Source organism: Alphaproteobacteria bacterium (assembly GCA_024244705.1).
Classification (GTDB): Bacteria; Pseudomonadota; Alphaproteobacteria; order JAAEOK01; family JAAEOK01; genus JAAEOK01.
Window position 1 is genome coordinate 115,622 of record JAAEOK010000077.1, and the last position, 14,169, is coordinate 129,790.

A 14,169-nucleotide genomic window follows, 5' to 3' on the forward strand; every position below is an offset into this window, starting at 1 on the left:
TGGCACCGCCACCGCGGCAGCGCTACCCTCGTCGAGGGCGCAGTATGTCAGGGCAGCACCAGACCCGGCATAGGACGCGCGCCGCCGCTGTCCGGAAAAACGGAGCGGTCGAGCGCCGCGTTCCCGACGCTCAGGTGATCGGCCAGGATGCCTTTGAAAACCGAACGCAAATCGAGGGTCGGCCGCAGGTCGCGACCCTCGTGCAGGTCGCCGGACGCCAGTCCCGGCCAATCCGCGACCACCCGCCCGCCGCGTACGCCGCCGCCGACCATCAGCGCCACCCCGGCGGTGCCGTGATCGGTGCCACCGGTACCGTTCGCCGCCGCCGTCCGTCCAAACTCGGTAACCGCCACGACCACCGTTTCCGGCCAGGCGCTTCCCAGGGCGAGCCTCAGCTTGTCGAGCCCGGCGTCGAGCCCGGCCAAATTGTTGGCCAGACGGCCGCGCACGGTGCCCTGGTTGGCATGGGTGTCCCAGCCGCCCATTTCCATGACCGCGAGCCGGGGGCCCGACGGCTCGGACAGCATCCGGCCGGCAACCGTCGCCATGGTGCCGAACGCCGCCGCACCCCGGCCCGGACGGCGGCCGTCCATGGCGCCGCCCATGTCTTGGGTCCGCATCGCCTCGGCGAAGGCCGGGCCGAAGACCGGGTCGTTGCTGTACAGGTCGCCAAGCCGTTCGAAAAAGGCCTCGTCCGGCGTCGGCAGCACCGAAGGCGCCCAGTTGGCGACGGCGATATCGCCGCGCAGCACCAGGGGCACGGTCTGGCCGACGGCGAGTGCGGCCGCACCGCTGCCGCCCAGCGCCGCCACCGTGCGGTTGAGCCAACCGTCGGTTGCCGCATGGGGGCGTGTGGTGCCGTTTTCGAGCAGGTCCTGACCGTCGAAATGGGAACGGTTGCGGTACGGCGACGCGGTGGCATGGATCGCCAGCATTTCACCCCGGGCGTAGGCGGCATGAAGTTTCTCGAGTGACGGATGAAGAGCGAAAAACCCGTCGAGCGGCAAGGCCTCGTTGGCGGACAAGGCCAAGGCGCCCCGCCGGGCGCCGTATTGCGGATCGCCGACCGGCGGCACCGCCGCCAGGCCGTCGAGGCCACCGCGTAAAACGACCAGAACGAATCGATGGGCGCCCGGGACCTGAGCGAGGGATAGCCGCGGCAGCGATAGGGCGGCGGCAGCGGCGAAGGATTTGAGCACGGTGCGGCGGCTCGGCATGGCATTCATCTCCGCTGGAATTCGGGACTGGCCAGGAGCAGCGCGAACGCCTGCTGGCTGTCGGCCGCCCGAGCGATGGCCTGGCGCGTGGCCGGGGAAACGACCGGGCCTATGGTCTGATCCATGACCGGCCCGGGCGGCACGGCCCCGCCGGTCCGTTCGGCGACCGCGTAGGCCCATTCGATCCGGTGCATCAGGGCATTCGGGCCCAGCCACGCCTCCGCCGTATCCGGCCAACCCGCCGGAGACGGCGCGTCGAAAGGCGCTTGGCCGAGCAGACTCAAGGACTCGACCAATCGTTTGCTGGCGCCGGTAAACCCGACCGGTCTCAGCGCCGAGACGACATAGTCATTGGGACTCTTGATCTTGGCCAACGGCTGCTGCCACGCCTCGGGCGCGGCGATCAACCCGCGCGCCATCGCGCCGAGGTCGCCATCGGTGTCGAGAAACAGGCGTGCCAGCCGGTTGACGGCGGTGGCCGGCGGATCATCGGCGATGAAATGGCGGGCGAGTTTGGTCGCGATATGGTGCGCCGTAGCCGGGTGCCGCGCCAGGTCGAACAGCGCCCGCCGGCCCTCCTCCTCGCCGCCTTCCGCATAGTTCCGGCCGAGCAGGGACTTCGCCCCCGGCTCGTGCGCCAGGTCATAGAACCGAAAGGTCCCGCTATTCGCCTCGCCGCGGCGTCCCGCCGACCACCCGGTGAGGATTCGCGCCAGCGCTTCGACGTCGCGTTGGCCGTAACCGCCGTCGACACCGAGGGTATGGAGTTCGAGGATTTCGCGGGCCAGGTTCTCGTTGAGTCCTTTGTCGCGGCGGCGCCCGACGACGGAATTGGGGCCAAAGGATAGATGGTTGTCGAGGTAGTAGAGCATCGCCGGGTGTTGAGTGACGGCGAGCAGCATGTCCGCGAACCTGCCGCCGACATGGGGCCGAATCGCCTCGCGCTCGTAGGCGCCGGCGACACCACTGAGCAGCGGCTTGCGGATCGACACCGTGAAGTGATTGCTCCAAAAGGCGACCAAACGCTCGACCAACGGCGCATCGCTGCGGATCGCGGCCAATGTACGCGCACCGGCCTCGTCCATGTAGAGTTGGCGCATGCGCCGCTTGGTCTCCTTTAAATCATCCCGGTCGCGCTTTCTCCCGCCCTTTTGGAATTGCTTGACGATTTCGGGAGTGCGCTGGAAATCGCGCAATTCGGCCGGCACGCGGCCGGCTGCTCCGAGCTGGGTCTCGAGCACCTGTTGCGGCGCCGGCGCCAGTTTCTCCAGTTCCCCCGGGCCGGGGCCCAAGCCAAAGCGGGTGGCGGCGATGAAAGCGGCGGTCGTGCTCATCGGGGTTGGTCGCACCTCGAAATTCGCGGTCCCATCCTGATATCACGGGCGACGCCCAATTTTCATGCGCGCACGCGCAATCGACCCCGGACCTTGCGCTCCCGTATCGAAAGGTAGATTCCGCTGGCGATGAGAATGAAGATCCCGACCCAGGTCCAACCATCCGGAAAATTTCCGAAAACGAGGTAGCCGATCACCGCCGCGCTGACGATCTCGGCATAGCCATAGGGCGCCAGAAACGATGCCGGGGCCTGCTCGTAAGCCTTGATGATAAAGAAATGGCCGCTCGCCGCGGTCGCCCCGAGCAGCACCATCCACCCGATGTCGCCGCCCCGCGGCGTGACCCACTCGAACGGCATCACCGCGCTCATGACGATTGCGCCGAGCAAGGCCGTATAGGTCAGTGTCACCAGCGGCGGCGCCGTGCGTGACAGCCGGCGGGTCGCGATCGCATAAAGCGCATAACAGAGGCCGGCGCCGAGGGCGAAAACGGCACCCTCCTCGAAGACGCCGGCACCGGGCCTGATGATGATGCAGACGCCGACGAAGCCGATCGCGACCGTGGTCCATCGCCGGATGCCGACCGTTTCCTTGAGCAGCAATGCCGACAGCAGGGTGACGACCATCGGCGAAACGAAGAAGATGCCCAGGGTGTCGGCGATCGGCAGAGTCTTGAGGGCGGCGAAAAAGCAAATCGTCGCGCCGAGCAGGAAGCCGCCGCGAATGACTTGAAGCACCGGGTTCGGCGGCCATAACCCGCGCCAGCCATAGCGCCACAGCGCGAATGGCGCCAGCAACAGAAAGTGAAAAAAGAACCGCGCCCAGACCACCTCGAGGACCGGATAGGTCGCGGCGAGATGCTTGGCGATGGCATCGAGCCCGGGAATGATGGTGTAGGCGACCAGCAACAGGCCGACGCCGAGGAGCGGGCGATCGCCGGCGGCGACCACATGAGTGTCCCGACCCGGCGGCAGAGAGACGGTCATCGGGCGAAATGCGGCGGACGCCGTGCCGGTCCCGGCCCTACTCGGCGGCGGGCGCGGTCGGGCGTCGCGACCGAAAGGGGTAGGTCACCTGACCCAGCAGCGAGGCCGGCATGGAATCGTGGATTCCGATCTCGGCCGGCGGACGCCGGTCGGGATTGATGTAAGTGCCGAAGATCTGATCGAACAGCATCAGATTCTCGCCGTAGTTGCGGTTGCCCTCCTCGGGCACCATCGAATGGTGCCAGCGGTGAAGTTCCGGGGTGTTGAAGACATAACTCAGGATGCCGCCGCGCATCGCGATATTGCAATGGGTCAGCACACCGATATAGGCGGTGATCGCGCTGACCCACATGATCACCGATTCCGGAGCGCCGACGAGGAATGCCACGGCCAGGCCGAAGCTCGTGCTGACGATCGTATCGACGAAGTGGAAGCGGCCGGTGTTGACCACCCACAAACGCTTGGCGCTATGGTGGATGGCATGGAATCGCCACAGCAGCGGCCATTCGTGGGCCAGCCGGTGGGCCCAGTAGAAGCCGAATTCGGCCGCGACCAGGCCGATCAGAATCTGCGCCCACAACGGCCATTCGCCCGGCCACCACGTGGCGCCGGTCGGCGACACCATCTCGGTGGCGCCGATCATCGCCAGCGATACGACCAGGACCTGGACCGCCGTCTTGCTGAGCAGGGTATGGCCGAGATCTGCGACCAGTTGTCCGTCATAGGACAACCATCGCTCTTCGTGGGGCATGACCCGCTCGAGGATGAGAAGAACACCCGCCAGAGTGAGATAGCTCAAGTTGAAGGCAATGACCGGATGGCCGAAAACGAAGCCGACAGACAGCGCGCTGATCGCAATGCCGAGTAGCAATGGCCAGATGACGTACGAGATGACCGTCCGCATTCCCCTCTTCCCACTCGACCCCCGCTGGGCGCTCAGCCACACGTTTTTACCGGCGGTCCCGGTCCGGGGTCCACAAAAAATATGCGATGGCGGCCCTATTCCCAAGACCGCGCCATCCGATATGATGTCGATCATGGAAACCGACGCGGCCGCGGACGCCGGTAAATACGAGAACCGCCTGTTGGCGCGCAAGGACGAACTCGAGCAGCTTGTCGACGCGACATCGGCGGAGCGCGCGACGGTCGAACTCGACCAGCAGCGGCAAGGCCGGTTGTCCCGGATGGATGCGCTTCAAGCCCAGGCCATGGCCAACGAGGCGGCGCGGCGGCGCCTCGTCGAGCTGGAGCGCATCGACAACGCGCTCAAGCGATGCGCCGCCGGAGACTACGGGTACTGCGTCGCCTGCGAGGAACCGATTCCGGCGGCCCGCCTCGATTTCGACCCGGCGATCGCGACCTGCGTCAATTGCGCGCGCGGGGGGTAGTTATGTTGCGAGCACCGCAACCAGCATGAGCACGACACCGGCGATAACCCCGCGGGACGATCGGGCGACCCTCAAATACACGGCCGCGCTGTTCGCCGCCGCGGCGGCGGCCGGTATCGCCGGCTATGCCGTGATCGGCTGGCTTGGCGTCGGTCTGGTCGGATTGTTTGGACTGTGGTTCGTCAACGATCATCGGATGGTACAAAGCGACGAAGACGGCGACATCGCCTATCCGGACTATCGCCGCACGCCCTACGCCGACGCCCTCTATGAGCAGGCCCGTGCCAACCACCTTCGCCAATTGGCAGCCGAGGGCAAGCGCCAGGAGGACATCGCCGCCGAGCGCGCCTTCCTGCGCTATCTCAAGAACACGGTCTTTCTGTCGGTGATGGCGTTCGGCCTCGGCATGACAATGCTACACGGATAGGAACGATGAACGATCTCGCCGCCCCCGCGTCCACCGCCGCCGCGATCCGCTATCCGAACGGTATCGCCTTCTGCGATGGCACTTTTTGTCCCATGTCGGAGGCCAAGATCTCCGTCCTCGATTGGGGGTTCCTGCGCTCCGATGCGACCTACGACGTGGTCCACGTGTGGCGCCGGCGCTTTTTCCGCCTCGACCTCCATCTCGACCGCTTCCTCAATTCCCTGGCCAAACTCCGGCTAACGGTACCCTATGACCGCGACGAGATCGCCGCCATCCTGGCCGAGTGCGTGCGCCGCTCGGGGCTCGACGACGCCTATGTCGAGATGATCTGCACCCGCGGCGTGTCACCGACCTTCAGCCGCGATCCGCGCGATGCCGTCAACCGCTTCATCGCCTTCGCCATTCCCTTCGGCTGGATCGCCGACGAGGAACAGCGGGCGCGGGGTCTCGACATCGCCATCAGCCGGGTGCCGCGCATTCCTCCCGAATCGGTCGACCCGACGGTCAAGAACTACCACTGGCTCGATCTCGTCGCCGGCATGTTCGAGGCCTACGACAGGGGCGCCGAGAACGTCGTGCTGGTCGACCTCGCCGGCAATCTAAGCGAGGGCCCGGGGTTCAATCTGTTCGTCGTCAAGGACGGCCGCGTCGCCACACCGGTGCGCGGCGTGCTGCAGGGGATTACCCGGCAGACCGCCCTCGATCTTTGCGCCGAGCTGGGCATCGCCGCCGAGCAGGGCGTGGTCGACATACCGTCGGTCCTGGACGCCGACGAAATCTTCATCACCTCCACCGCCGGCGGCATCATGCCGGTCACCCGGGTCGACGGCGGAGCGATCGGTGACGGCCGGCCGGGGCCCGTGACCCGGGAGCTGACCGAGCTTTATTGGCGCAAGCACGACGACCCGGCATGGACGACGCCGATCGACTGACCGGTCACGAAAACGCGCCGCTGTTCTTGATCCCGTCGAGGATGAACTGGGCGGCGAGCGCGGCCAGCAGGACGCCGAAGACGCGGGTGATGACATTGAGCGCGGTGCGGCTGAGAAACCGGTGGATTTGTGTCGCGCCCAACAACACGACCAACGCCAACACCATAATGCCGATCATGACACCGATCACGACCGCCTGCTTGGCGTAATCGTCCTCGACATTTCCCATCAACAGAACGATGGCACCGAGCGCGCCGGGGCCGGCGAGGAGCGGCGTCGCCAGCGGAAAAACGGAGACGTCGGTCCGGGTCGTGGCTTCGGCGGCTTCATCGGCAGTGGTGCTCGAAGCGGTCGACACCCGGCCGAAAACCATATCGATCGCCATCAACATCAGCAGGATACCGCCGCCGACGCGCAGGCCGGACAACGTGACGCCGAGCCGCTCGAGCACGAAGTCGCCGCCGAGTGCGAAGACGAGGAGAATTCCGGTCGCGATCAGAGCGCCGCGGATCGCCATGTGGCGGCGATCCCGGGCGGACGCGTTGGCGGTGATGGCGGCGAACACCACCGCCGCATCGATCGGGCCGATCGTCGCGAACAGCGTGGTGAAGGCGACCAGGGCGAGATCGAACATCGTGGTGGGCCTCGGTGGAGCGTAGTTCCGCCTCTCGATATCAGGGGCATCGGGGCGGAACAACCCCGATTTCCAATCTTACCGCTCGAACGCATCGCCCGAACTTCGAGTTCGCGATTTCCCGCCTAGGCACTATCGTCAGGGCGATGGGTAGGTCGCTGGTGGTCTCGGTTCGCACCCGCGCGGCGCAAGCGATTGGCATCGCTCTTCTGGCGTTGGTCGCGGCGGCGCTCGGCGGCTGCGAGACCGATCCCGGCCAGCAGCGGATTTGCGTCCGCGCCACCGCGTTGTTCGCCGCGCCCGGTGGATACGTCGAGATCCAGGGTGCGACGCCGGCCGAGGATCCCGACTACCATATCCGAATCGATTACCGTTCAATCGCAGCGGATGGACGGGCCACCGACCGCGTCGTCGCCTGTGCCTTCGCCGGCAGCGGGTTCGGTTCCGGACGGTTCGATCTGATCGGCATCTGGACCAGCCACCGGGGGGCGTTGTCGCCGCGCGAACTGTTTTGGGCCAAACGGGTACTCGATTTGAAGCCCCTCGGCGATGTCGCGGTCGAAGCGACCAAGTCGGACGTGATCGATAGGCCGGGTCCGGCGCTCGAATTCCTCTATCTGCTGCAGCAACTGATCAATGCCCTGGTCCTGGGTTCGGTCTATGGCCTCGTCGCCGTCAGCTTCACCCTGGTCTATGGCATCATCGGCAAGATCAACTTCGCCTTCGGCGAGATTTACATGATCGGTGCCGTCGGGACGGTGCTGTGGACGGTCTTTTTCGCCGCCCTCGGCGGAGCCGGCTTGGCCGTATCCCTGGCCGCGGTATTCGTCCTGGCCGCGGCGACGGCGGGGCTCTACGGCTGGGCCAGCGAGCGGCTCGTGTTTCGGCCGCTGCGCCGGGTGCACTCGCACGCCCCGCTGATTGCCGCGATCGGTCTTGTGCTGTTCCTGCAGGAATATGTCCGTCTCCTCCATACCGGACGCGATTTCTGGCTTGCGGCCAACTTCAGCGACGGCTTCGTACTCGCCGAAGCCGACGGCTTCACGCTCTACGCCTCGCCGAAACAGCTCTGGATTCTGAGCCTGACGCTTTTGGTTTACGGCATCCTCGCCTACATCCGGGCACGGACCGGATTCGGCCGCGCCCAACGCGCCTGCGCCGACGATACCGCGCTCGCCGAGTTGCTCGGGGTCGACGTCGATCGGGTCGTCGCCGGCACATTTGCCCTTGGCGGAGTCTGCGCCGGCATCGCCGGTTTCATCATCGTCGAATATTACGGCGTGGCGAATTTCTTCATGGGCTTGATCATCGGCTTCAAGGCGCTGACCGCGGCCATTGTCGGCGGCATCGGATCGGTCACCGGCGCCCTGTGGGGGGCCATGATCCTGGCCATGCTGGAGGTCTTCTGGTCGGCCTATCTCGATACCGCATGGAAGGACGTCGCCGTCTTCGGGCTGTTGATCGTGGTCTTGATATTCCGCCCTGACGGCCTGCTCGGCGTGCCCCGCGGGCGCGGCGATTGATGGCCTCGGGCGCCCGACCCTATTTTAGTTACCGCCGCCGAGGGCCTGATAAATTTTCCGTCCGGCGCGCCCGGTCGGCGGCATGCCGAATTTCTGTTCGGCGTCGGCGATGCCGGCGCGGGTCAGCGGCCCGACCTTGCCGTCGGGTTCGCCGATGTCGTAGCCGGCGGCCAGCAGCAATTGCTGCAGATGCAGGCGCTCGGCACGCGACAGCCCGGGATCGTCGGTCGGCCATGGCGTCCGCAGGGTCGGATAGCCGGCCAGGCGGTCGGCGAGATGGGAGATCGCCAGGGCATAGGATTCGGCGTGGTTGTAGGAATAGATCGCGTCGAAATTGCGGAACACGAGGAAACCCGGCCCGCCGGAACCGCCCGGCAGGATGAGCCCGGCCCGGGCGCCGCCGGACAGCGCGCTGCCATCGGCGCGCACCACGCCGCGGTCCGCCCACGTCGATAACGTTGCCTTTTCCTGGCGCCCGACCGGACCGCCATAGCCGGGCGGAACCTTGACCTCGATCATCCACGATTCGCCGTTCCGCCAGCCCGCGCGCTTCAGGTAATTGGCGGTCGACCCGAGTGCGTCGGGGATTGAATTCACCAGGTCGCGCCGTTGGTCGCCGTCGAAATCGACGGCCAGGCGCTGATAGGTCGACGGCATGAACTGGGTTTGCCCGAAGGCCCCGGCCCACGACCCATAGAGGGCGTCGAGCTCGAGGTCGCCGCGATCGACGAGCTTGAGGGCGGCGATCAACTCGCCGCGCCAGAAATCCCGGCGCCGGTGGCCGAGGCACGACAGGGTTGCCAAAGCGTGGGGCAGGAAATTGCTGCCCGCCTCCTGGCCGTAATCCGTCTCGACCCCCCAGATCGCGGCGATGACGTGACGATCGACGCCATAGCGCCGTTCCGCCGCCCGCAGTTCGCTATCGTATTTCGCCATCATGGCCTGGCCGTCGGCGACGCGCTGCTCGTCGACCAGATAGGCGATGTAATCCCAGATCGGGGTCTTGAATTCGGGCTGCGCCTGCGACAAGGCAAGCACTTTTTCGTCGGGCTGGGCCGTATCGAGCGCCTGCGATGCGACCGCAGGCGCCACGCCGGCCCGGATGGCGGCGTTCTTCAGCCCGGCGACACAGGACGAAAATTCGGCCGCCGCAACTGGTCCGGTCGAAAGGACCACAACCGCTCCAACGACAAGTGCGCTTCGCATGGATACCTCCTTCGGACGGCGCCGCCGTGGCACATAGCGCTATAGATTTAGGGTCGCCGCCATCGAATTTTAACCGCGCCGTCGAAATGCCCTCGCCGCGCGTTCCGAGCCGGACGCTATCGCCCCGCGGCGGCGATGAGGCATGCGGGCCTCATGCGACCCTTTGGCGGTTGTTTACTGGGCATTCTTTGCGCTATCCCTGTGGCTTCGTAAACCATACCGCCCGGACCAGGGCCACCGGTCGCGAGTTTTCACGGAGGGGATCATGACCAGCCGATTCGACGAGGTCCACAAACGTTCGATCGATGACCCGGAGGGGTTTTGGGGCGAGGCCGCGGAGGCCCTGCACTGGACCAAGAAATGGGACCGCGTGCTCGATGACTCGAACCCGCCCTTCACCCGCTGGTTCGTCGGCGGCGAGTGCAATACCTGCTACAACGCGCTCGACCGTCATGTCGAAAACGGGCGCGCCGACCAGCTGGCGCTGATCTATGACAGCCCGATGACCGGCCAGGTCAAGAAGTTCACCTACCGCGAGCTGCGCGACAAGGTCGCCCGTTTCGCCGGTGTCTTGGCGGCGACCGGTGTCGGCAAGGGTGACCGGGTCATCATCTATATGCCGATGGTGCCGCAGGCGGCGGTCGCGATGCTGGCCTGTGCGCGGCTCGGCGCCGTTCACTCGGTTGTTTTCGGCGGTTTCGCCGCCAACGAGCTCGCCGTGCGCATCGACGACGCGGCGCCGAAAACCATCGTCTCAGCGTCGTGCGGTTTGGAACCGGGCCGGGTGGTGGCGTACAAGCCGCTGCTCGACGAGGCCATCGAGCTCGCCACGCACAAACCCGGATCCTGCATCATCCTGCAGCGCGAACAGGCCGTCGCTTCGATGATCGAGGGCCGCGACCTCGATTGGAAGGCCGCGATGGAGGCCGCCGAGCCGCACGATTGCGTGCCGGTGGCGGCGACCGACCCGCTTTACGTCCTCTATACGTCGGGCACCACCGGCCAGCCCAAGGGCGTGGTCCGCGACAATGGCGGCCACATGGTGGTGCTGCACTGGTCGATGAAGAACATCTATGGCGTCGAGCCGGGTGAGGCCTTCTGGGCGGCCTCCGACGTGGGCTGGGTGGTCGGCCATTCCTACATCGTCTATGCGCCCCTGCTGCACGGCAACACGACCATCCTGTTCGAGGGCAAACCGGTGGGAACACCCGATGCCGGAACCTTCTGGCGCGTGATCCGGGATCACGACGTCGGCGTCATGTTCACCGCGCCGACCGCCTTCCGCGCCATCAAGAAGGAGGACCCTGAAGGCAAGCTAATCGGCGATTACGACCTCGGCAACTTCCGCTATCTGTTCCTGGCCGGCGAGCGCCTCGACCCCGACACCCTGACCTGGGCCGAAACGAAGCTCAAGGTCCCGGTCATCGATCACTGGTGGCAGACCGAAACCGGGTGGCCGATCTGCGCCAATTGCGTCGGCATCGAGCTGTTGCCGGTCAAGAGCGGGTCGCCGACCAAGGCCGTCCCGGGGTGGAACCTCAAGGTCCTCGACGATAACGGCCATGAGGTCGAAAACACCGAGATCGGCGCCTTGGTCGCGACGCTGCCCTTGCCGCCGGGCACCTTCCCGACCCTGTGGCACGCCGACGAACGGTTCAAGGACTCCTATTTCAGCGAGTTTCCCGGCTACTACCAGACCGGGGACGCCGGCATGATCGACGAAGACGGCTATGTCTATGTCATGGCGCGCACCGACGACGTCATCAACGTCGCCGGCCACCGTCTGTCGACGGGGGCCATGGAGGAGGTCCTGGCATCCCATCCCGACGTGGCGGAATGCGCGGTCATCGGCGCCGCCGACGTGCTGAAGGGACAGCTGCCACTGGGCTTTCTGGTCTTGAACGCCGGCTGCGACCGCGGCCACGACGACATCCGGAAGGAGGTCGTCGGACTGGTCCGGCAGAAGATCGGGCCGGTCGCTGCGTTCAAGACCTGTACCGTCGTCGAGCGGCTGCCGAAGACGCGGTCGGGTAAGATCCTGCGCGGGACGATGCAGAAGATCGCCGACAGCCAGGACTACAAAACGCCGGCCACGATCGATGACCCGGCGATCCTCGGCGAGATCGAAGTCGCCCTGCGATCGATTGGCTATGCGCAATAGACGGGCCCCGGCGTGGCGACACCGTCTAGGATGGAGCGACGGATGGGTCGCCAGATTTCTCCTTGTGCGCCGATAGGCCGATGGGGCATGTGGAACAATAGGATCAGTCAATTCGGGGACACGAGATGGGTGACGCACGCTACGTGAATTCTATCGCCGTACTCGGCGGCGGCACGATGGGGACAGGTATCGCCGGGGCCTGCGCGCATGCCGGGTGCGACGTATTGCTGCTCGACGTCTCGATGGAGCACGCCGAAAAGGCGCTCGATCGCATTATCAACGGGCGGCCGCCGGCGGTCGACGACCCGGCGGAAGCCGAACGCATCGCCATTGGCACCCTCGAGCACGACCTCGGCAAGATTGCCGATTACGACTGGATCTGCGAGGCGGTGATCGAAGACCTCGATACCAAGCGCGCCTTGTTCGAACGGCTCGAGCCGTTGCGCCGCGACGGTTCGGTGGTCAGCACCAACACCTCCGGCATCCCGCTCCGCGATATTACCGCCGGCATGCCGGATCGCCTGCGCCGGGACATTGCCGTCACGCATTTCTTCAACCCGGTCAAGGTCATGCGGCTGTTGGAGCTGGTCCCCGACACCGACACCTCACCGGAAGCGATCGAGGCATTGGCCGCGTTTTGCGGCGGCCGCCTCGGTAAAGGCGTGGTCCACGCCAAGGACACGGTCAATTTCATCGGCAACCGGATCGGCTGTTTCTGGATGCTCAAGGGCCTGCACGATGCCGAAGCCGCCCGCGCTGCGGGGCTGTCGATGGAGACCATAGACGCGGCGATGTCCTATCCCGTCGGTCTGCCGTCGACCGGGCTCTATGGCCTGATCGACCTCATCGGGCTCGACGTCATGGACTTCGTCGGCAAGAACCTCGACGCAAATCTGCCGCCGAACGATCCGTGCCGGGCCGTTACCCGATTTCCGCAAGCGGAGCAGGCGATGCTGGAGCGCGGCCAGCTGGGCCGCAAGAGCGGCGGCGGCTTCTATCGCATGCTCAAGGCCGAGGACGGCAGCCGCACGAAGGAGGTCTTCGATCTCGACAGTGGCGACTGGCGCGCCGCCGACGAGGTCACTGTCGACGAAGCCCATGGCAATGCCGGATCTATGCTGTTCGCCGACGACGCCATGGGACGGTTCGCCTGGGCGCTGATGGGCGGCACCCTATGCTATGCCGCCGACCGCGTCCCCGAGATATCCGACGATATCGTCAACATCGACCGCGCGATGCGCTGGGGTTTCGCCTGGAAACGTGGCCCCTTCCAGCTCCTCGACGAAATCGGCCCGGCCCGTGTCATCGCCCGGATCGAGGCGGACGGAGCGGCCATGCCGAAAATGCTCGACGTATTGGGTTCGACCGGCGCCGACGCTTTCTACCGCAACGACGGGACCGAATACCTCGGCCTCGACGGCGGATTTCACCCCACGCCGGGCAAATAGTCCGGTCTGTCGCGCAGCCCGACAATCGCCTGCCCGGCCACGGCGCACAGCACGACGAACGCGCCGATTAGAGTCAACGGCGGCGGCACCTCGCCGATCGCTATCCACACCCAAAGCGGGCCCAGGACGGTCTCGGTGAGGACGAGAAGCGCGACCTCGGCGGCAGGCACATAGCGCGAACCGGTCGTTAGAAGAACGAATCCGATGCCGAGCTGCAGGGCGCCCATACAAAGGGAAAGCGCGATGTCATGGACGCTGACCGCGAGGTCGGGCGCCATCAGCGCAGCGAAGAACGCCGCCAGCAGGCCGGCGAGAAAGACCGCCGGGATCAGGCCGACATTCCGCTTGTGCCTGAGGATGACAATAACCACCGCGTAGGTCGACACCGCGGCGAGCGCGATCAGATCACCAAACAGCGTCCCGCCGAGAAAACCGCCGCCGAGCATCAGGGCGACCCCGGTCATCGCCGCGAAGATCGCGATCCAGGTCACCAGCTTGACCCTTTCGCCCAGCACGATCCAGCCGAGAACCGCGGCGAAGACCGGCGTCGCGCTGACCATGAAGACCATGCTGGCGACCGTCGTGTTGAGGATCGCGAAGATGTAGAGGGCGAAGTTCAGCGCCAGGAAGAACGCCAGCGCGGCGCCGGCCACGCCAATGCGGCGGGCCTTCTCGAAGACTTGACCGCGGTCGCGCATCACCATGAACAGGCCGATCGCGAAGGCGAAGCCCAGCGACCGGTAGAATAGGATCTGCCAGCCGTCGGCGGCTTCGATATAGCGGATCGTCAATCCGACAAAGCTCACGAACACGCCGGCCGTCGCGATCATGGCGATGCCGAGAGGGTATCGGGGGCCGCGATGTGTCGCGTTGACGGAATCGACCATGGCCTGGGCCGGATGCCTTGGCGCGG

13 protein-coding genes are annotated in these 14,169 nt (G+C 65.9%); 6 read left to right on the forward strand and 7 right to left on the reverse strand.

Annotation, left to right across the window (positions count from 1 at the left end):
• Positions 1-47: 47 nt before the first annotated feature.
• From GY791_14165 to GY791_14180, 4 genes are all read right to left on the reverse strand, one after another.
• Positions 48-1,226, reverse strand: coding sequence for a DUF1501 domain-containing protein (locus GY791_14165; protein ID MCP4329568.1), 1,179 nt, complete (start codon positions 1,224-1,226; stop codon positions 48-50).
• The gene (locus GY791_14170; protein ID MCP4329569.1) at positions 1,223-2,551 is read right to left on the reverse strand and encodes a DUF1800 domain-containing protein; all 1,329 of its coding nucleotides are present in this window, start codon (positions 2,549-2,551) and stop codon (positions 1,223-1,225) included. The genes GY791_14165 and GY791_14170 overlap by 4 nt, the downstream gene beginning before the upstream one ends.
• Positions 2,552-2,613: 62 nt before the next feature.
• Complete coding sequence (locus GY791_14175) at positions 2,614-3,537, reverse strand: DMT family transporter (GenBank protein ID MCP4329570.1); 924 nt, start codon at positions 3,535-3,537, stop codon at positions 2,614-2,616.
• Between the two features lie 37 nt (positions 3,538-3,574).
• Complete coding sequence (locus GY791_14180; GenBank protein ID MCP4329571.1) at positions 3,575-4,441, reverse strand: sterol desaturase family protein; 867 nt, start codon at positions 4,439-4,441, stop codon at positions 3,575-3,577.
• Positions 4,442-4,574: 133 nt separating this feature from the next.
• Between GY791_14180 and GY791_14185 the strand changes: the two genes are divergently transcribed.
• Genes GY791_14185 through GY791_14195 form a run of 3 tightly spaced genes read left to right on the forward strand, consistent with a single transcriptional unit; the run spans position 4,575 to position 6,284 of the window.
• Positions 4,575-4,925, forward strand: coding sequence for a TraR/DksA family transcriptional regulator (locus GY791_14185; protein MCP4329572.1), 351 nt, complete (start codon positions 4,575-4,577; stop codon positions 4,923-4,925).
• Between the two features lie 25 nt (positions 4,926-4,950).
• The gene (locus GY791_14190) at positions 4,951-5,352 is read left to right on the forward strand and encodes a hypothetical protein (GenBank protein MCP4329573.1); all 402 of its coding nucleotides are present in this window, start codon (positions 4,951-4,953) and stop codon (positions 5,350-5,352) included.
• A gap of 5 nt (positions 5,353-5,357) precedes the next feature.
• Entirely contained in the window at positions 5,358-6,284 is a 927-nt protein-coding gene (locus GY791_14195; GenBank protein MCP4329574.1) for a branched-chain amino acid transferase, read from the forward strand.
• 4 nt (positions 6,285-6,288) lie between these two features.
• On the opposite strand, the gene GY791_14200 is transcribed toward GY791_14195, so the two are convergent.
• Positions 6,289-6,918, reverse strand: coding sequence for a MarC family protein (locus tag GY791_14200; GenBank protein MCP4329575.1), 630 nt, complete (start codon positions 6,916-6,918; stop codon positions 6,289-6,291).
• A 146-nt stretch (positions 6,919-7,064) separates the two neighbouring features.
• On the opposite strand from GY791_14200, the gene GY791_14205 reads away from it, so the two are divergent.
• The gene (locus GY791_14205) at positions 7,065-8,441 is read left to right on the forward strand and encodes a branched-chain amino acid ABC transporter permease (protein MCP4329576.1); all 1,377 of its coding nucleotides are present in this window, start codon (positions 7,065-7,067) and stop codon (positions 8,439-8,441) included.
• Positions 8,442-8,465: 24 nt separating this feature from the next.
• Here GY791_14205 and GY791_14210 read toward each other — a convergent pair whose 3' ends face one another.
• Positions 8,466-9,647, reverse strand: coding sequence for a lytic murein transglycosylase (locus GY791_14210; GenBank protein MCP4329577.1), 1,182 nt, complete (start codon positions 9,645-9,647; stop codon positions 8,466-8,468).
• A gap of 265 nt (positions 9,648-9,912) precedes the next feature.
• Between GY791_14210 and GY791_14215 the strand changes: the two genes are divergently transcribed.
• Both GY791_14215 and GY791_14220 read left to right on the forward strand, forming a co-directional pair.
• Positions 9,913-11,808 carry a propionyl-CoA synthetase gene (locus GY791_14215; GenBank protein MCP4329578.1) on the forward strand — a complete coding sequence of 632 codons (1,896 nt, stop codon included), beginning with the start codon at positions 9,913-9,915 and terminating at the stop codon, positions 11,806-11,808.
• A 125-nt stretch (positions 11,809-11,933) separates the two neighbouring features.
• On the forward strand, positions 11,934-13,256 hold the full coding sequence (locus tag GY791_14220) for a hypothetical protein (GenBank protein ID MCP4329579.1): 1,323 nt from the start codon (positions 11,934-11,936) through the stop codon (positions 13,254-13,256).
• Here GY791_14220 and GY791_14225 read toward each other — a convergent pair.
• Positions 13,235-14,143 carry a DMT family transporter gene (locus GY791_14225; protein ID MCP4329580.1) on the reverse strand — a complete coding sequence of 303 codons (909 nt, stop codon included), beginning with the start codon at positions 14,141-14,143 and terminating at the stop codon, positions 13,235-13,237. The genes GY791_14220 and GY791_14225 overlap by 22 nt on opposite strands.
• Positions 14,144-14,169: the final 26 nt, after the last annotated feature.